We start from the raw sequence: 19,367 nt of genomic DNA, 5'->3' as shown, positions 1-19,367 counted from the left end.
ACGCTACCTAGTATTTACACTTAGTTAGTGGGTGGTTGCTCTTCCACTTCCTGCCCACGGCGCAATAAGGTGTTAGCAACATCCGTAATTCGGCGACGCAACCAAATAACATCCTGAGCCTTATTTGAACGCCGATGCCATAACTGATAAAACCGCATGGGCGGAAAATGAAAAGGAGAAGGCAGCACCGTAATGGGCAGATAATTGGCATAATGCTGTGCAAATTGTCTACCTGTAGTAAATATCAAGTCGGTGCGCATCAACACATACGGCACCAAGCCAAAATAAGGAACCGTCATTTGAATGCGGCGACTCATTCCCTCCTCGGCCAAACAGCCATCGATGAAATTTTTCCGTTGTGCCACGTAAGGCGTTGGTGCAAGTTGAGGCATTTCGAGAAAATTGCTCATCGTTATACCTCGCTCAATCAATGGATTGTGCGTTCCCAGCATACAAACCACTTCATCATCAAATAAGCGCGACATATGCAGCTGTAAAGGTGGCTCTAACCAGTTGGCAATCACAACGTCCAACGTGCCCTCCTCAAGCAATGATACATAATTAACATCATTACTGATGGGATGAATAATCAATCGTGTTTTGGGTGCCTCGCGGCGCAAACGCTCGGCGATGTTCGGTAAGAACACCGCATCTAAATAGTCAGGTGCCGCAATGTGGAACTCTCGCTCTGAGGTTTCAGGGTCAAAATCAATGGGCGGGTTGGCAATGCGTTCAATAGCAGCCAATGCTTCGTTCGCCTGACTAAGCAGCTCTTCTCCTCGAGCTGTTGGCACCATACCTGATTTACCTCGCAAGAGAACGGGATCACCAGTGATGTTGCGCAGTCGGCGCAACGCATTACTGATGGCTGGCTGGGACTGTCCCAGTAGTAACGCCGTACGCGATACGCTTCGCTCAGTAAGCAAAACTTGTAGTACGCGTAGCAAATAAGTGTCTAAGGGTTCTCGTGGTCTTTGCATGATGTAATTATGTAAGGGGTTTCCCTCAGAGTCCAGCTGTGGAAACCCATCATGAAGTTAAGATGATATTCATCATCACTACATACGGATAATTTTTCGTCTCAGCACTGGTATCCTGTAAATAAGTACATTATTAACCATTCATTTGAGTTGAGCTATGGAGACACAAGGAATACGCTTTTATTATCGTGGTCAAGTGCATGAGGTTACTCATGCCCCCACCACTCGTACCTTACTACAACACTTACGTGAAGAGTTACATTCTACAGGTACCAAGGAAGGCTGCGCCGAGGGTGACTGCGGCGCCTGTACCGTTATGGTGGCCGAGTTAAACGCCGACAATGAAATCGAAATGCGGGCGGTCAACTCATGCATCCAGCTTCTACCATCTGTCGACGGTAAAGCAATTTACAGCGTTGAAGACTTGCAACTCGACAATCAGCGACTACACCCAGTACAACAAGCAATGCTAGATTGTCACGGTTCGCAATGCGGTTTCTGCACACCGGGCTTTTTAATGTCCATGTGGGGCTTATACCTTGAGCACGCCGACGCTGAAACCCCACCCAGTCGCGAGCAAATCAACGTTGCCCTATCGGGTAACCTCTGTCGTTGTACAGGCTATCGCCCCATCATCGATGCCTGCGTGCGTATGTTCGAGCTACCTAAAGCGCAATTTAGTAAGGCAGCTTTACAAGCCACGCTTGAAAGCTTGCAACGCACCAGTACGTTTAACTACGAAAGTGGTAAGCAGCGCTTTGACGCCCCACGCACGCTAGACGAGCTTGCCCAGCTACGACTCGACTTCCCAGAAGCTCGCATCCTAGCAGGCTCTACTGATATTGGGCTCTGGGTAACACGACAGTTCCGCGAACTTCCACACTTAATCTACGTGGGTCAAGTCGCCGAGCTGAAAAACATCGTCGAAGAAAAGGATCATTTGTACATTGGCGCAGGCGCGCTATTGAACACCGCGTACGATGCTTTAGTCTCACACTACCCCGAGTTACACGAACTGCACATACGATTTGCATCCTACCCCATACGTAATGCGGGAACCTTAGGTGGAAATATCGCCAACGGTTCGCCTATTGGCGACTCGATGCCTGTATTGATCGTCATGGGTACCAAGATCGTTTTACGCAAAGGTGACGAAGTCCGCGAAATGCCGCTAGAAGACTTCTACCTTGCTTATCAAAAATCAGCGCTAGCTGAAGGCGAATTCGTACAAGGTATTCGTGTACCGCTTCACCAGCCTGAGCTTATTTTCCGCACCTACAAACTCTCTAAGCGCTTCGACCAAGACATTTCAGCGGTTTGCGCTGCGTTCTCTGTCGTACTAAACAACAACGTCGTTGAGAAAATTCGCATCGCATTCGGTGGCATGGCAGCAACGCCTGCCCGCGCAAAGCAAGCAGAAAGCCGCTTGCTAGGTAACGCGTGGACCTTAGAAAACATCGAAATTGCCATGCAAGCCTTAGCCGAAGACTATCAGCCCCTTAGCGATATGCGAGCCAGCTCCGAGTACCGCAGCCGTTCAGCGGCCAACTTACTGAAACGTTTTTACTTGGAAACGAATGCTGATCAGCCTTTACATGCTGGACAACTAAATGTGTTCGAAGCATCGCGTCAATTGCACCACGGAGTCGCGAAATGAATAAACTTGCCGATACCTTTCTGAATTTAGAGCCCACCCCCGCACAAGGCGAACGCGTAGGCGTCTCATTCTTCCACGAATCTGCCGAACGTCACCTAACGGGCCAAGCCGTCTACACCGACGACATTCCCGAGTCTTACGGCACAGCGCACATGGCGCTAGGCCTTTCAAGTGTGGCTCATGGAAAAATTCTTCGTATGGATATCGATGCCGTTCGGGCAATGCCTGGCGTAATCGAAGTACTAACCGTCAACGACATCCCCGGCAACAACAATTGCGGTCCTATTCTTGAAGATGACCCAATTCTAGCGGATGAGGTTGTTCACTACATTGGTCAGCCCGTCTTTGCAGTCGTTGCTACATCACATGATGCGGCACGCCGAGCCGTTCGTGCTGCCACCATCGAATACGAAGAACTTCCCGCTATCCTTACCGCGAAGGAAGCCAAAGAGGCTGGTGTCAGCGTACTGCCACCGATGGGGTTAGTGCGTGGTCAGCCAGACGAAAAAATTGCGTCGGCGCCCCATACTCTTAGCGGCACCTTTGAGTGTGGCGGTCAGGAACAGTTCTATCTTGAAGGACAAATTTCCTACGCCATTCCTCAAGACGACGATTCCATCAAAGTTTGGTGCTCAACTCAGCACCCAAGCGAGATGCAAACGCTCGTAGCGCGCGCTATGAACTGGCCATCGCACCGCGTTGAAGTTACCTGCCGTCGCATGGGTGGTGGATTCGGGGGCAAAGAATCCCAATCCGCGCTTTATGCTTGTCTGGCTACCCTAGCTGCCACTAAGCTCAACCGTCCTGTCAAACTCCGTCTTGACCGTGAAGATGACTTCATGATCACCGGAAAACGACACGGTTTTTATTACGAGTGGGAAATTGGCTTCGACAACGATGGTCAAATTTTGGGTGCTAAGCTAGACATGACCCTTAACTCGGGTTTCTCAGCTGACTTATCAGGCCCCGTCGCTACTCGCGCTGTTTGCCACTTTGACAACGCCTACTACCTAGAGCACGTTGATATTAGCGCGATGTGTGGCCGCACAAACACGCAATCTAATACCGCCTTCCGAGGTTTTGGTGGCCCTCAAGGCGCTTTAGTCATGGAAGTCATTCTCGACAATATCGGGCGTCATTTAAAAATCGACCCGCTCGTTATTCGTCAGCGCAACTTCTACGGTAAAACAGAACGAAACGTTACGCCCTATCAGCAAGTTATTAAAGACAACGTTATTGCTGAACTCGTTGAAGAGCTTAGTAGCAGCTCTAACTATCAGGCTCGTCGCGAAGCGGTACGAGAGTTCAACGCTAACAGCCCCGTACTCAAAAAAGGGCTCGCCCTTACGCCCGTAAAGTTTGGTATCTCGTTTAACGTTCCTGCCTTTAACCAAGCCGGTGCTTTAGTTCACGTCTACCGTGATGGCTCTGTTTTGGTCAATCATGGCGGAACAGAGATGGGCCAAGGCCTTAATACGAAAGTGGCCCAAGTTGTCGCTCACGAGCTAGGCCTAGATCTAGAGCGAGTACGCTCTACTGCCACCGACACAACGAAAATTGCCAACACGTCTGCAACCGCTGCCTCCACAGGCACCGACTTAAACGGTATGGCAGCGCAAAACGCCGCCGAACAAATCCGTGAGCGTCTAGCTGGCTTGATGGCCCAAATGCATAATGCCGAGGCAAGCGAAGTCCGCTTTGCTAACGGTACAGTCAGTGTCGGAAACGAAAGCATTAGCTTTCCTGAGCTTGTAGAAATGGCCTATCAGGCCCGAATTCAGCTCTGGTCTGACGGTTTTTATGCCACACCAGGTCTGCACTGGGACCCCGTCGCGATGATAGGTAACCCTTTCTATTACTTCTCTTATGGCGCAGCCGTATCAGAAGTTATCGTCGACACCTTAAGCGGTGAGTGGAAACTATTGGCCGCCGATGCACTACATGATGTTGGCCGCTCGTTAAACCCTGCTTTAGACATCGGTCAGGTCGAAGGTGCATTCATTCAAGGTATGGGCTGGCTCACAACCGAAGAATTGTGGTGGAACCCTAAAGGGCGATTGATGACTCACGCCCCTTCCACTTACAAAATTCCGGCGATTAGTGACTGCCCTGATCACTTCAATGTGCGCCTGTTTAACAATCAAGATGCTGAAGCATCGGTGCATCGCTCTAAGGCCGTCGGTGAACCTCCTCTACTTCTTCCTTTTAGTGTGTTCAACGCTATTCGTGATGCAGTGGCCAGCGTGGCTGACTACGAGGTACAACCACAACTTAATGCCCCAGCCACTTCAGAAGCCATTCTGAAAGCGGTTGATGCACTTAGCCAAGTACCCGTCCCGAGCCCTGCGTAATGCTGGATCTTATTTACCAAGCTCGGCGACATCTGGACTTAGGTGAAGCGATTGTTATGGTGACGGTAGCCCAATCCAAGGGCTCCACACCACGGGATGCTGGTACTCGCATGCTAGTTAGCCAAGCCCGTCAATGGAAAACCATTGGCGGGGGGCATCTAGAATGGAAGGCAGCGGCGCTTGCTCGCTCCTTGATGGAATCCCAGCCGTTCGGAACCTCCATACGTCAAGTCGAACACTACCCACTTGGCCCAAGCTTGGGCCAGTGCTGTGGGGGTGCTGTCACGTTGGTATTTGAGCTTTTGGGTAGCCAAGATCTACCATGGCTAAACGAACTCATCGAGACCTTAGAACGCGGCAAAACCGTACAGCGGCGTGTCAATTTGGCCCGCCCAGAGAACGGCAACAACGTCGAACTCCACGAGCAGGAACACGCCTCAAGCATCATCCGCTTTGATCAGGTCTCCGAAGACGTGCAGTGGTTTATCGACGAGCTATCTCCACCTTCTATGCACATCGTGCTGTTCGGCGCTGGCCACGTAGGAAAAGCACTGGTTCATATTCTGGGTAACCTGCAATGCACCATAACGTGGGTAGACGAACGAGAAAGCGAATTTCCAGATCACATCCCCAGTAACGTACAGCCCTTTATTAACGACATCCCCGAAGAGGCCGTTGAACTCGCTCCTCCTGATAGTTATTACATCGTAATGACTCATCGACACGACCTTGATCAACGACTATGCCAGTTAATTTTGCAACGTGATGATTTTCGATACGCAGGCCTAATCGGCTCAAAAACCAAACATAATCAATTTATAAAACGCTTTCGACAGCGCCACCTTAGTGACGAGGTTATCAATAAGCTGGTTTGCCCTATAGGCATTAGCAGTATTAATAGCAAAGACCCTGCAGCCATCGCCGTATCGATCGCTGCCGAACTACTGCGCTTAAACGAATCACGCTCATAAGAACAATATTCCGAGAACAATTATGTCTACAATTCCAAGCTCTACACCCACACAACAGCAGGTGGGATATCGTGCGCAACTACTCTATTTTAATGGCCGTCCATCGTCCGCCCTTTCGGCCGAAGAGGATCCGCACGTTATACATTATGCCGACGGATTGCTTATCGTTGCTGATGGAAAAATCGTCGCATCAGGAAACTACGACGACCTTATTAATACGTTAGACAACACGGCAACAGTGCATGACTGGCGTGGCAAACTGATCATGCCTGGTTTTATTGATACCCATATACATTACCCGCAGGCCGATATCATTGCCTCACCCGCACCTGATTTATTACCTTGGTTAGAAACATACACCTTTCCTACCGAAGGAAAATTTCATGACGCCGAGCATGCCTCAGAGGTGAGCGAGTTTTTCATTGATGAACTACTCAGAAACGGCACAACCAGTGCCATGGTCTACTGTACTTCGCACAAAAACTCGGTTAATGCGTTTTTCAATGAAAGCAGTAAACGAAATTTACGCATGATCGCTGGTAAGGTCATGATGGATCGTAACTGCCCTGATTTCTTGAAGGACACCGCAGTCGAAGGGGCCAAAGACAGTGAAGAGCTCATACAGCAATGGCACGGCAAAGGCCGTCAAATGTATGCTTTGACGCCTCGTTTTGCTCCAACCTCTACGCCAGAACAGCTAGGTGCTTGCGGTGAGCTGGCTAAAGCTTACCCCGAGGTGTACTTACAAACCCACGTTGCCGAAAGTAAGGCCGAACTTAAATGGGTCAGTGAACTGTTTCCTGGGTATCGTAGCTATCTTGATATCTACGATCAGTACGGATTGCTGCGTCCTCGATCCATGTACGGGCACTGCATCTGGTTTGATGAAACCGACCGCGGTCGCATGCGTGATACACAGTCCAGTGCAGCCCACTGCCCCACCTCTAACCTATTCTTAGGTAGTGGTCTATTCGACTTCGCCGCAGCCGACGAAAGTGAAATGCTTTATACGGTTGCCACCGATGTAGGCGGAGGCTCCTCATTCTCCATGCTACGCACGATGGATGAAGCACATAAAATTGGTCGCTTAGGTGCCTATCACCTTGATGCCAAGAACATGTTTTATCTCAGCACTGCAGGCGCAGCAAAAGCCTTAGACCTAGACGGAGTCATTGGTAGTTTAGCTGCCGGTACAGAGGCCGACTTCATTGTGCTCGACCCCGAGGCCACACCGTTATTAGCACGTCGCGCAGCCAGTGCCAACAACTTAGAAGAGCTTCTATTTGCTTTTGCATTACTCGGCGATGATCGCAGCATTAAAGCAACTTACGGCGCAGGTGTCTGTCTGCACGAACGACACTAAAAACCGGTTCAACTAATTATATAAAAACAGAGTCTTTACCTTTTATTTCTTGCCCATAGAAAAAGCCCAACGAGATAATCTCGTTGGGCATTTTTTTATACCGCTAAAAGCTGTTATTCGCTAAGCGTTCAACTAAAGCCATACAGAGTATGGCCTTAAACTGAGTTATTGCCCCTCTAAGAAGGACTTCAACTTATCAGCGCGACTTGGGTGGCGCAGTTTACGCAACGCTTTCGCTTCAATCTGTCGAATACGTTCACGCGTCACGTCAAATTGCTTACCCACTTCTTCCAAGGTTTGGTCAGTACTCATCTCTATACCAAAACGCATACGTAAAACCTTGGCTTCACGGGGTGTTAACGAGTCTAAGACATCCTTGACCACATCACGCATCGAACCATGCAACGCAGAGTCCGAAGGTGAAACGGTATTGTTGTCTTCGATAAAATCACCTAAATGTGAATCATCGTCGTCACCAATCGGTGTTTCCATCGAAATCGGTTCTTTAGCAATTTTCAGGATTTTCCGTACACGATCTTCGGGTAAATCCATTTTCTGAGCTAAGGTAGCGGGATCTGGCTCTACACCGGTCTCTTGCAAGATCTGGCGGTTAATACGGTTCATTTTATTGATGGTTTCAATCATATGAACCGGAATGCGGATGGTACGCGCCTGATCAGCAATAGATCGCGTGATCGCTTGACGGATCCACCATGTGGCGTAAGTCGAAAACTTATAACCACGGCGATACTCAAACTTATCAACCGCTTTCATCAAACCAATATTGCCCTCTTGAATTAGATCCAAGAACTGCAAACCACGGTTTGTATACTTCTTCGCAATCGAGATAACCAGACGCAAGTTAGCCTCTGTCATATCACGCTTCGCTTTACGAGCTTTAGCTTCACCCGTCAACATGCGCTTATTCACCTCTTTAAGGTCTTTAAGCGGCAGTACGACACTGGTCTGCAAATCAATCAATTTCTGTTGAATTTCTTGAATGGCAGGCACATATCGCTCAAGCGTTTCAGCGTACTTAGGCTCAGCAGCAACCTCGTTAACGATCCACTCTAGGTTCGTTTCGTTGCCCGGGAAACTCTTAATAAAATAGGATCTCGGCATCTCTGCACGATTCACACAAATTTGTAAGATTTCGCGTTCGTAGGCACGAACCTCGGCAACCGTTGCCCGCATGGTGTCAGCCAGTTTCTCAACCATTTTGGCCGTAAACCGCACACCCATAAACTCTTCAAGAATCGCTTCTTTAGCTTCGATATAACCCGGGCTTTTGTAGCCCTCGCTTTCGAAAGAACTACGCATTTTTTCGAACCATTCGCCGATGAGCTCGAACTTTTTCAGAGACTTAGTGCGCAAATGTTCAATTTGCTTACTGCTCATGCCACCAGCAGGCCCTTCGTCATCTTCGTCCCGAGTTACACCCGAACCAGCGTACTCTTCACCTTCGTCGTCAATAAGGCCGTCTACAACGTCATCGATTTCCATCGTGCCTTCGCGCACTTCGTTGACGTAAGTAAGCACTTCGTTGACCGTAGTAGGACATGCGGCGATAGCCATGACCATATGCTTTAAGCCATCTTCGATGCGCTTAGCAATTTCAATCTCGCCTTCTCGCGTCAATAGCTCTACAGAGCCCATTTCACGCATGTACATACGTACAGGGTCAGTCGTACGACCGAAGTCAGAGTCAACAGTTGTTAGTGCCGCTTCAGCTTCGTCTTCTACGTCATCGTCGCTAGAGGCTGCGGGAACATTGTCGCTCATGAGCAAGGTATCAGCGTCAGGCGCTTGGTCATAAACCGAAATACCCATATCACTGAAGGTACCGATAATGCCTTCAATCGCTTCCGCATCAACCAAGTCGTCAGGCAAGTGATCGTTAATTTCGCCGTAGGTTAAATAACCTCGCTCTTTGCCCAACTTAATTAAGGCTTTAAGTCGATTACGACGAGCCTCTTGCTCTTCAGGTGTTAGCTGCCCACGACTACCAAAGACATCGCGCTCAGCACGTCCTCGTTTTGCACCTTTTTTAGCGACGGGCTTGAGATCTGGAATGACCTCGTCGCTATCGTGCAAATTATCATCGTCATCATCAAAATTTGTATTCTTTGCTGGGCGACCACGACGACCACCGGTAGGCGCCTTAACGGCTGCCTTCTTTGCCGTCGCTTTTTTAGCAACAGCTTTTTTTGCGGCGGTTTTCTTGGTAGCCGCTTTTTTTGCTGTCGACTTTTTGGCAGCAACTTTTTTAGCGGCTTTCTTGGCAACGGTTTTAGTTGCCGCGCCCTGGACCGTTTCTTCGACGTTTACCGTAGTGTTGTCTGAACTCGTGGCTTGAGCCATCGTAGACGTCGCTGCGGTACTTGTCGCCGTAGATTTTTTACCAGTCGTTTGTGTCATAGTGGATTCCATAGACGCAAAACACACATAATGCACCGTGGTGCGGTGTGATGCAGGACAAAACGTAATTACGTAATAACTACTGCTATTAACCAAACATTACTTCACATCGTGTTCGCAAAGGTTCGAGTAAGAATAAAGTCCCTAGCTATGATGCTTAAGGGCAGCGGTAATCTATGCGTTGCTCGACTGTAAGTAATGCTTAAAAAAGAACATTCTTCTTGCTAAAGCTATGTGTAAACACAACCAGCGATAATATTTTCGTTTATTACCTAAACTTTCGATTTTACTTCAGTTAACTATTCGGTGCAGCATTAAGCAAGCTCATACGCCGAGTTAACTCTTGATATCGTCGTCGAGAAGCCTCATCGGGCAAACCGGCATTAATGAGTTCCGATTGTTCTGACTTAATAAGCTCGCGTTCAATGTGACGCAAGGCATCATTCCATTCAGACTGCGGATCGGGCAACTCTTCGTCGCCTAACACGTCAGTAGTCAAGGACATTAATAACGCCCCTAACTCACTATCTGGATCAGCAACTTCTAATAATGCTCCGGAGTGCTTGGCTTCACTGATATTAATTAAAGAAATTAATTCTTGTACAAGTATTAGATTAGGGCTTTGTACGATAATTTCAAGCTGTGGGTCAGGGATGCTTTCTACAAGTTGAGGATAAGCAGCTAAAAGACGCAATAAACGCTTCGCAATTGACGTTACGCTACGTTTCTGCGCCCCTAGGCCTACAGGCTGTACCTTATCGTTGACACGACGCCTTGAGTTTCGTGAACCCTTATACGATTTTTCTGTGGGAGCCAATGACGATGAAAACGAATCATAGTCATCGTACGCAGACAATGAAGCATCGTAATTCGCATCATCAAGCGCGTAATTTCCAGAAAAGTCCGGAGGGATGTCATCAAATGAGCTTGAGCTGGGCGTTTGACCCGACGCTACTGGGGCCGGCGCATAGCGAGACGTTTCCACCCCCTCTAACCGTTGCTGCAACTCGTCAGGGGTCAGCTGCACCAACTTTGCAAACTCGTGCTGCAATTGCAATGCCAACGTGGTGTCGGGTAAGGCCTTAATTAATGGCAAAGCCTCGTGTACACAAGCTGCTCTCCCTTCTGCCTCGTCCATACGGTGACGCGATGAAAGTTCGTTGAACATAAAGGTAGATAAGGCGTCAGCCGCTGTGGCGACCTCGCGAAATGCCTCGGCTCCGAACTCTCGAACATAAGAATCAGGATCATGCCCTTCGGGCAAGAACAAGAATCGTATCGTGACATCATCTCGAACTAAGGGTAAGCAACTTTCTAATGCACGCCATGCGGCTTGCTTGCCCGCCCGATCCCCGTCAAAACTAAAAACGATTCGATCACTTGCGCGCATCAGTTTCTTTATGTGGTGCTCTGAAGTCGCCGTGCCTAAGGTGGCCACAGCGTTCTGCAGGCCACTTTGCGCTAGGGCGACTACGTCCATATACCCTTCAACTACAACCACAAACCCTTCGTGGCGAATACCCTGTCGACTTTCCCACAACCCGTAAAGCTCATGGCCTTTAGAAAACAAAGGGGTTTCGGGTGAGTTCAGATACTTAGGTTCGCCCTGGGCAATCAGCCGACCACCGAAACCGATCAGATGCCCACGCGTATTTCGAATCGGAAACATGATCCGTCGACGGAATCGATCATAACGACGAGCATCATCAGACTCGATCACTAAGCCGGACTCGATCAATAAAGGATCTTCGTAGTTGGGGTAGACGCTGCTTAAGCCTCTGCGTTCGGTTCCACTCCAACCCAAACCAAATTGCTTAGCGATTTGGCCCGTTAACCCACGCTGCTTAAGGTAATTTTTAGCGTCATCGCTTCGCTTTAGTTCACGAAGATAGTGAGCTTGCGCCGCATCCAGTATTTGCTGATGCTGCGAAACCTCGGCCTTCCGTCGTTGATCTGCTGCGCGTTGATGAGGGCTACGCTGCGCCTCGGGCACAGTCAATCCCACCTCGGAGGCTAACGATCGAACGGCTTCTGGGAAACTGGCCCCTGTATGCTGAATGAGAAAACCAATCGCATTACCGTGGGCTCCGCAGCCAAAACAGTGATAGAACTGTTTCGTTGGGCTAACTGTGAAAGATGGGGATTTTTCGTTGTGAAAAGGGCAAAGACCAAGCAAGTTGGCTCCGCCCTTTCGCAACTGCACGTAGCGACCTACGACATCAGAGATGTCGACGCGTACGAGCAACTCCTGAATGAAAGATTCAGGTATCAATACAAACGAGGAGGCAACTGCTGGCTACGAATACGTTTGTAGTGACGCTTAACTGCGGCAGCATGTTTACGCTTGCGCTCGGCAGTTGGCTTCTCGTAGAACTCGCGTGAACGCAGTTCAGTCAGCAAACCTGTTTTTTCAATGGTGCGCTTAAAGCGGCGCATTGCGACCTCGAAAGGCTCGTTCTCTTTTAGGCGAACAATAGGCATGTAGTCGTAAAGCCTTGTAAATAAATAAGTAATAAATAGCTTTTTACAAAATCAAAAAGCGGCTAATGAGGTTTAAGCTCAAACAAGCAAACGTACTACATTGTGTTTGTTTGCCTGTTTGATTCATAGCAGTACAAAACCACGCACTGCCCTTACACCTAGTGTATTTAGCCAGCCTTTGCAAAAAACCGGAAAAAATAAATAGGTTAGCCCATAAGAGTACCATGAAACTTGGCACCTAACAAACAACCCAAGCTACGCTTTATTCAATTGAGCGGTTAAACAACGGCTCTAGGGCGTAAATTAATCTGTCTCTGGCGTAGTACCTTTACGCATCCACGACTCTAACTGGTGTGGGCGAATACTATCGTAGTCTTCAAACGGCTGGTGAATCCAAGGGTTTGTTGGCAAACGATCTACGTAATAATCCGGCTCCACTTCGGAGCGCCCTTTCCACCACAATACAGCGGTACGTAATTCACTGATGGCGGGAAACTGCTCTCGTAGATGATCTCTGACACGCATGAACGTCATACCAGTATCGACCATATCATCAACGAGCAATACCTTGCCATCTAAGGTGCCACGGGTAATGGTAATAAACTGAGCAATGTCGAGACTTCCTTGCTCTGTACCCGCCGCTTCACGATAGCTACTTGTTGCGAGTATACCTAGGGGTATGTCATAAATTCTAGACAATATATCGCCTACACGCATGCCTCCACGTGCCAAACACACGATTTTGTCGAACTTCCAACCCGACTCGTGTATTTGTAGCGCCATGCGCTCGATAAGACGATTGTAATCTTTCCAACTGACCCATAGGTCGCTATCGGTACTGGGGGGCAGACTCATAACAGTTCCTGACTGAATAGCTAAAGATGCGTAACCCTATACCGATAACAGACAGCTTAACAAATAGGTCAAGCGTCGCGGGTAACATCAACGTGTTTAAAAGCGATGTTAGTGTGCAACAGCCGACAACATTCCCAAGGTACTAACGGATAGATTTACGACAAATCTTGATAATAAAACGCAACAAGCGACTATAAAGAGTCGCCTGTTGAGAGCGAAAGCCAAGCCCTACTTATGCAGGACCACTTTCCGCGTCATTATACTTAATTTGTGAACGAGTCGCGTAATACTATCGTTTCATTACGGTCAGGACCGGTCGAAACCATATCGATAGGCACTTCACAAATCTCAGCAATACGTTCTAAGTAACGACGCGCGTTAATAGGCAACTTGTCGTATTCGGTAATTCCGACGGTGGACTCAGTCCAGCCCGGCATATCTTCTAGTACCGGCTCTGCTTCGGCCACCGCGTGAGCTCCGTAGGGTAAAACGTCGAGGAACTCGCCTTTATAGCGATATCCCACCCCGATTTTGAGCTGCTCAACACCATCTAACACGTCGAGTTTTGTAACGCACAAACCGGAAATGCCATTAATCATTACCGAGCGCTTCATGGCCGCCCCGTCGAACCAACCGCAGCGACGTGCTCGACCGGTTACCGAGCCAAACTCTTTACCGACTGTTGCCAACCGAGTACCTGTATCGTCAAGCAATTCGGTAGGAAAAGGACCTGCTCCTACACGGGTGGTGTAGCACTTAGCAATACCCAACACATAACTTAACTGCTGTGGCCCCACGCCGGCACCTGCAGAAGCGGCACCAGCCAAACAATTACTGCTGGTGACGTAGGGGTAGGTTCCATGATCAATATCGAGCAACGCGCCCTGCGCACCCTCAAATAACAATTTATGGCCCGCTTTCTTCGCTGCAAATAAATTGCTGGCCACGTCGGCGACCATTGGCTTTAGCTTTTCGGCATAGGCGTAAGCTTGATCCATTACCTGCGTGGCAGAAACCGCCTCGGCCCCTAAGTAATTACTGAGCACAAAATTATGGTAATCAAGCGCTTCACCGAGCTTCTCTTCAAAAATCTCGGGATCGTATAAATCTTGTACGCGCAACGCTCTGCGAGCCACTTTGTCTTCGTAAGCAGGACCTATACCGCGACCCGTGGTACCAATTTTTCCCTCGCCTTTACGCTTTTCTCGCGCCTGATCCACAGCGATGTGGTAGGGCAAAATTAGCGGACAAGCGTGCGAAATTTGTAAACGGCTACGTACATCCACACCCGCCGCCTCAAGCTCACCGATCTCTGCTAACAGCGCATCTGGAGATAGCACTACACCGTTACCGATATAGCACGTTACGTGCGGGTGCATGATGCCAGAAGGAATCAAACGTAGTATCGTTTTCTGACCGTTAATCCAAAGAGTATGCCCCGCATTATGGCCACCCTGAAAACGCACAACTCCTTGCGCCGATTCAGCTAGCCAATCAACAATTTTACCCTTACCCTCGTCACCCCACTGGGTGCCGATCACCACAATGTTTTTGCTCATGTTGCGTACTTAAAAAGTCGAATCAAACCAATTGGTTTGATAGATAAACATACGAATTCCGCACAAATACTACGCAGAAACCGCCCTCACCTGCCACGAACCATCCTGCTTCACGAGTTCTCGATCGATAATAAATTCGTCAAGCGTGTGCGGTTGGTCTGGCAGCATTTGAATAACAATCTCGCCCGCTTCACGCAATTGCTCAAGCATGGTTATCAGCGAAGCATCGTTGCCCCACGGCGCTCGTATAGCACGAGCCGCCTTAGCGGGCGGTAATCCACCCGATAATTTGCGTAAATCTAAGCTAAAGCCTGTGGCGGGGCGTGAACGACCATACATGGCTCCGACCCCGTCATAACGTCCACCTCGAACTAAGGCGTCATGCCAGCCGTCAGCATAAACAGAAAACACCACGCCCGTATGATAGCCATAACTGCCGCCCATATCAGCTAAATCGATAGTGATGACTTGCTCTGACAACGCCTGAATCAAACTTTCCAATCGATTTAATGAATCAACGATTTCAGGTAAAGCCGGTAAGCTTTTTCTAGCCTTAGCAATGGTTTGATCGGCCTCGCCGTATAAATGAGTTAACGCGAGCAAGTGCTGAATACTTTCAGCACGACAATCGGGTGCTTGTAAGCTTAAGTCGCGTATGCCGGGCGTGTCTTTAGCACTCAGTAAATTAAAAATCTCTGAAGCGAACGGTATTAGCGCACTATCATGATTAATTAAAGCGTGGCCAATTGCAGGAAGATTAAGATCTAACCTAGCGTGTCTCACCCCAGCGCGCTCTACGCTAGCAAGCGCCAACTGGATGATTTCAATATCGGCCTCTACACCTGCGTAGCCAAATATTTCGGCTCCGATTTGAATCAGCTCTCGGTCGGACATAAGACCCGCTGGACGTGCATGCAATACCGTGCCGCAATAACATAAGCGCGTAACCCCCTCGCGATTCAGCAAGTGGGCATCAATACGTGCCACCTGAGGCGTTATATCAGCACGTACCCCCATGGTACGACCCGAAAGCTGATCAACCAGCTTATTCGTACGTAAATTCAAAGTGGTACCGGACACAGCTTGGAGCGACTCTAAATACTCCACCAAAGGCGGAGCCACCAACTCAAAACCATAAGTACGGTAGAGATCTAACAAATAGCGACGCAATTCTTCGATGCGCCTGGCCTCTGCCGGTAAAATATCAGCAAGACTTTCTGGCAACAACCAATTAGACATGAATCAGCCTCGTGCTGCGTTCTCGATGCAGCGGACAAACAAAAAGCGACTTGGGGCGTAAGCCTGCCAAGTCGCTTGCGATATGGTGTAAATAACTTACACGTTAGTATAAACGAATCACACCCTAAGTTGGCAAGCTATGCCAACTCAATGTGACTTAACGATCCGCAGCAGACGTTTCCGTTGCTTTCCAATAGTTGAAAAACTCGGAATCAGGGCTAATCACTAAGGTATCATTTGGTGAGTCAAAAGCACCTCTATAGGCTTCTAAACTACGATAGAAACGATAAAACTCGGGGTTATTTTGATAAGCCGAAGCATAGATACTGGCCGCTTCACCCTCACCTTCACCTCGAATAGCCTGAGCTTTCGCATAAGCGTCGGCAATCAGTTCTTGACGCTCACGGTCTGCACTCGCACGAATACGTTCACTTTCCGCAGCACCCGTAGCACGAAGGCGGTTAGCCTCTTGCTTACGCTCGGCTTCCATACGAAGATAAACCGACTCGGAAATTTCAGGTGCAAAATCCAAACGGCGCAAACGTACGTCAACGACCTCTACACCTAAAGGTCTTGCACGAGCTTCGACGGCAGTCAAAATTTCGCGCATAATCGCATCCCGTTCATCGGACACCACCTCTTTAACAGTGCGGATGTTGACCGATGCGTTCAAGGCATCGCGAATCTGTGCTTGTAAGCGCTCTACTGCACCGCGATCCGTTGCCCCAAATGTCACGTAAAACAGACGTGGGTCTGCAATACGCCACTTCACATACAAATCAATCAGCAGGTTTTTCTTTTCTGCTGTTTGAATACGTTCAGGATCTTTACTTTCGATAGTCTGCAGACGTTTATCGAGCGTAACGATATTTTGGAAAGGAGGCGGAAGTTTAAAATACAGGCCTGGCTTAGCGATGGACTCTTTCACTTCACCCAGCGCAAAAACCAAAGCATAATCGCGCTCACGCACCACAAAGACCGAGGAGGATAATATCGCCAAGGCTATGGCCAGAGCGATCAGAGCAGGGAACAGACGTTGCATCATGACCTCCTAGCGTGCGTAAGGTGAGTAAGGATTCGCTAAGCTATTACTGCTGCCAAGCGAAGACGGAACGGATTGCGTTGAATTAGCATTGCCCGAGGAGGATGTACTAGCTGCTGCTGCACCTGCTCCGGCGGCAGAGCTTGTGGAGGCACTACCCCGCGCGTCCGTGGCTTGTGGCTGACGAGCCACCTGACCGGCTATTTTATCTAAAGGTAAATACAACATATTATTGCCAGTCGGAACATCGACCATAACCTTACTGCTATTTTCAAGAATTTCTTGCATGGTAGACAGATACAAACGATCTCGCATCACGTCAGGCGCTTTCACGTATTCACTTTCCACACTGGTAAAGCGTGCCGTATCACCTCGGGCATCACCCACAACAGTGGCGCGGAAACCTTCTGCCTCTTCAAGCATACGCGCCACATAACCCTGTGCTTCCGGTAATACTTTATTGGCGTAAGCATTCCCTTCGTTAATTTGACGCTCTCTATCTTGACCCGCTTTCACTGCATCATCAAAGGCGGCTTGAACTTGCTCTGGAGGTTGTACGTTCTGGATCGCTACGGTGCTAATTTCTATACCAGTGCGATAGCGCTCTAGAATACTTTGAGCCAGACGATGTACTTCTTGTGCTACCTCTGTACGACCTGAGTACAACACGAAGTCCATGGGCTTACGACCCACAATTTCACGCATTGCCGTTTCGGCTGCTTGGCGCACAGCTTCGTCAGGTTGATTCGTATTAAATACGTAATCGGGTGCACCCGTAGGTTGCAAACGGTACTGAACAACAAACTGCACATCAACAATACTTTCGTCAGCGGTCAGCATTAATGACTCGGGCAGTACCTTATTGCGAGAGCTTCCTCTAAAACCAATTTCAAAGGTACGCAATTGAGCAATGTTGACATTCTCGTGCGCCTCGATCGGATTCGGCAAGCGCCACTGCAGACCCGGCGCCATCGTTTTGGTGTATTGACCAAAACGCGTCACCACGGCCACTTGACCCTCTTCAACGATGACAAAGCCACTTGCTAGCCATAAACCCACTACGGCAATCGCCCCACCCAGAAAGATCTTAGGTGAGCCTTTAGGCATTTTTGGCATGGTAGGCCCTGAGCCACCGCCACCGGGAGGTTGATTACCACGACCGGGCTTACGACCAAACACTGAGCCTAAACGTTTATTAAAATCGCGCCATACCTCATCGAGGTCTGGAGGCCCTTCAGGATTGGATTCAGGACGACGGGGAGGCTGATCCTTCCCCTTCTCGCCATTTCGCCCCCAACCGGGGTCATTGAGATTATAAATTCTTGACATTGAACGCATAGTTTTCCGGAATTTGACCCGACTCGACAATTACTTGACGTAAATCATCCAATCCGATCCGCTGTAAAGCGCTTACAAAGACTCGCGCAATCTTACCATGCTCGTCGCGCTCGATTCTAGGCTTGAATCCAGCTTGATCTATTTTGTTATAGACCAATACACGAGGGATATGATCGGCACCAATATCTTCTAAAACTTTGTGTACCTCGTGAACCTGCTCATCGCGTTGGGGGCTTGCTGCATCGACCACGTGCAGTAATAGCCCAGCATGAATAGTCTCTTCGAGCGTAGCCCTAAACGCGGCAATTAAGGTAGGAGGAAGATCACGAATAAACCCTACTGTATCTGAGATGACCACCTGATTCGCACCTTCGATCCAAACGCGACGCGTTGTGGTATCTAGCGTAGCAAAAAGTTGATCGGCTGCGTAAGCATCAGCGCGAGTTAGGGCATTAAATAACGTGGATTTACCCGCATTGGTGTAACCAACCAATGAAACGGTTAAGGTATCACTGCGCATGCGAGAACGTCGCTGCGTACTGCGTTGACGTTGAGCCTTGGCTAAACGCTCTCGAAGTTTCCGAACCTTATCGCCGATCATACGACGATCGAGTTCGAGTTGGGACTCACCAGGGCCCCTCATACCAATGCCCGCCTGTCGGTCAAGGTGGGTCCATAAGCGCGTTAAACGCGTAGATAAGTGCTGCAACTGAGCTAGCTCTACCTGCAGCTTACCTTCGTGGCTTTGCGCTCGCAGCGCAAATATATCAAGAATGAGTGCCACTCTATCTACGACACGAAGGTTAAATCGTCGCTCTAGGTTACGCTGCTGGGCTGGACTAAGTGCTTGATCAAAGAGTATGAGGCCGACGTCATGCTCTTGCGCTAAAAGCAGCGCCTCTTCCAGCTTACCCGAGCCAATGAAATAGGCCGCATCAGGCTTACTGCGCTTTACCACCACACTATCGGCAATAACGGCACCTGCGCCTTCCGCGAGCATCACAAACTCTTCTGCGTGCGCTTGGTAGTCGAGTTCCCCCATATCAACACTAATAATTAGCGCCTTCATGGTTGAGCCTCTAAATAAATACCCGCTACCTTAATGCATAAAGT

Annotated in this window: 14 protein-coding genes; 4 read left to right on the top strand and 10 right to left on the bottom strand. The window is 49.0% G+C overall.

Going from position 1 to position 19,367, the window contains the following annotated elements:
• Positions 1 to 20: 20 nt before the first annotated feature.
• Positions 21 to 980, bottom strand: a complete 960-nt coding sequence (locus tag AC2UZI_RS06660; protein ID WP_486943024.1) for a LysR family transcriptional regulator — start codon at positions 978 to 980, stop codon at positions 21 to 23.
• Positions 981 to 1,137: 157 nt separating this feature from the next.
• Between AC2UZI_RS06660 and xdhA the strand changes: the two genes are divergently transcribed.
• From xdhA to guaD, 4 genes are read left to right on the top strand one after another with little or no spacing between them, the layout of a single operon-like run.
• Positions 1,138 to 2,637: a xanthine dehydrogenase small subunit gene (gene xdhA / locus AC2UZI_RS06655; RefSeq protein ID WP_486943023.1), complete on the top strand. Its 1,500-nt coding sequence runs from the start codon at positions 1,138 to 1,140 to the stop codon at positions 2,635 to 2,637.
• Positions 2,634 to 4,988 (top strand): xanthine dehydrogenase molybdopterin binding subunit, encoded by a 2,355-nt coding sequence (gene xdhB, locus AC2UZI_RS06650; RefSeq protein WP_486943022.1) that lies wholly within the window; start codon positions 2,634 to 2,636, stop codon positions 4,986 to 4,988. The genes xdhA and xdhB overlap by 4 nt, the downstream gene beginning before the upstream one ends.
• Complete coding sequence (gene xdhC / locus AC2UZI_RS06645) at positions 4,988 to 5,959, top strand: xanthine dehydrogenase accessory protein XdhC (protein WP_486943021.1); 972 nt, start codon at positions 4,988 to 4,990, stop codon at positions 5,957 to 5,959. Before xdhB ends, xdhC begins: the two co-directional genes overlap by 1 nt.
• Positions 5,960 to 5,981: 22 nt before the next feature.
• Positions 5,982 to 7,322: a guanine deaminase gene (guaD, locus tag AC2UZI_RS06640; protein ID WP_486943020.1), complete on the top strand. Its 1,341-nt coding sequence runs from the start codon at positions 5,982 to 5,984 to the stop codon at positions 7,320 to 7,322.
• 165 nt (positions 7,323 to 7,487) lie between these two features.
• Here the strand turns inward: guaD and rpoD are convergent, their stop codons facing one another.
• From rpoD to hflX, 9 genes are all read right to left on the bottom strand, one after another.
• Positions 7,488 to 9,683 (bottom strand): RNA polymerase sigma factor RpoD, encoded by a 2,196-nt coding sequence (rpoD, locus tag AC2UZI_RS06635; protein WP_486943732.1) that lies wholly within the window; start codon positions 9,681 to 9,683, stop codon positions 7,488 to 7,490.
• Positions 9,684 to 10,035: 352 nt separating this feature from the next.
• Positions 10,036 to 12,012, bottom strand: coding sequence for a DNA primase (gene dnaG / locus AC2UZI_RS06630; RefSeq protein WP_486943019.1), 1,977 nt, complete (start codon positions 12,010 to 12,012; stop codon positions 10,036 to 10,038).
• Entirely contained in the window at positions 12,009 to 12,221 is a 213-nt protein-coding gene (gene rpsU, locus AC2UZI_RS06625) for a 30S ribosomal protein S21 (RefSeq protein WP_238664740.1), read from the bottom strand. Before rpsU ends, dnaG begins: the two co-directional genes overlap by 4 nt.
• 303 nt (positions 12,222 to 12,524) lie before the next feature.
• Entirely contained in the window at positions 12,525 to 13,076 is a 552-nt protein-coding gene (locus AC2UZI_RS06620; RefSeq protein WP_486943018.1) for a phosphoribosyltransferase, read from the bottom strand.
• Positions 13,077 to 13,339: 263 nt separating this feature from the next.
• Positions 13,340 to 14,635 (bottom strand): adenylosuccinate synthase, encoded by a 1,296-nt coding sequence (locus AC2UZI_RS06615; protein ID WP_486943017.1) that lies wholly within the window; start codon positions 14,633 to 14,635, stop codon positions 13,340 to 13,342.
• A 69-nt stretch (positions 14,636 to 14,704) separates the two neighbouring features.
• Entirely contained in the window at positions 14,705 to 15,874 is a 1,170-nt protein-coding gene (locus tag AC2UZI_RS06610) for an ATP phosphoribosyltransferase regulatory subunit (protein ID WP_486943016.1), read from the bottom strand.
• A 157-nt stretch (positions 15,875 to 16,031) separates the two neighbouring features.
• Entirely contained in the window at positions 16,032 to 16,916 is an 885-nt protein-coding gene (gene hflC, locus AC2UZI_RS06605) for a protease modulator HflC (RefSeq protein ID WP_486943731.1), read from the bottom strand.
• A 9-nt stretch (positions 16,917 to 16,925) separates the two neighbouring features.
• Positions 16,926 to 18,254 (bottom strand): FtsH protease activity modulator HflK, encoded by a 1,329-nt coding sequence (gene hflK / locus AC2UZI_RS06600; protein ID WP_486943015.1) that lies wholly within the window; start codon positions 18,252 to 18,254, stop codon positions 16,926 to 16,928.
• Positions 18,229 to 19,323: a GTPase HflX gene (hflX, locus tag AC2UZI_RS06595; RefSeq protein WP_486943014.1), complete on the bottom strand. Its 1,095-nt coding sequence runs from the start codon at positions 19,321 to 19,323 to the stop codon at positions 18,229 to 18,231. Before hflX ends, hflK begins: the two co-directional genes overlap by 26 nt.
• Between the last annotated feature and the right edge of the window lie 44 nt (positions 19,324 to 19,367).

Source organism: Paenalcaligenes sp. DL 463, assembly GCF_057475185.1.
This window is presented reverse-complemented; position numbering and strand designations above follow the sequence as displayed.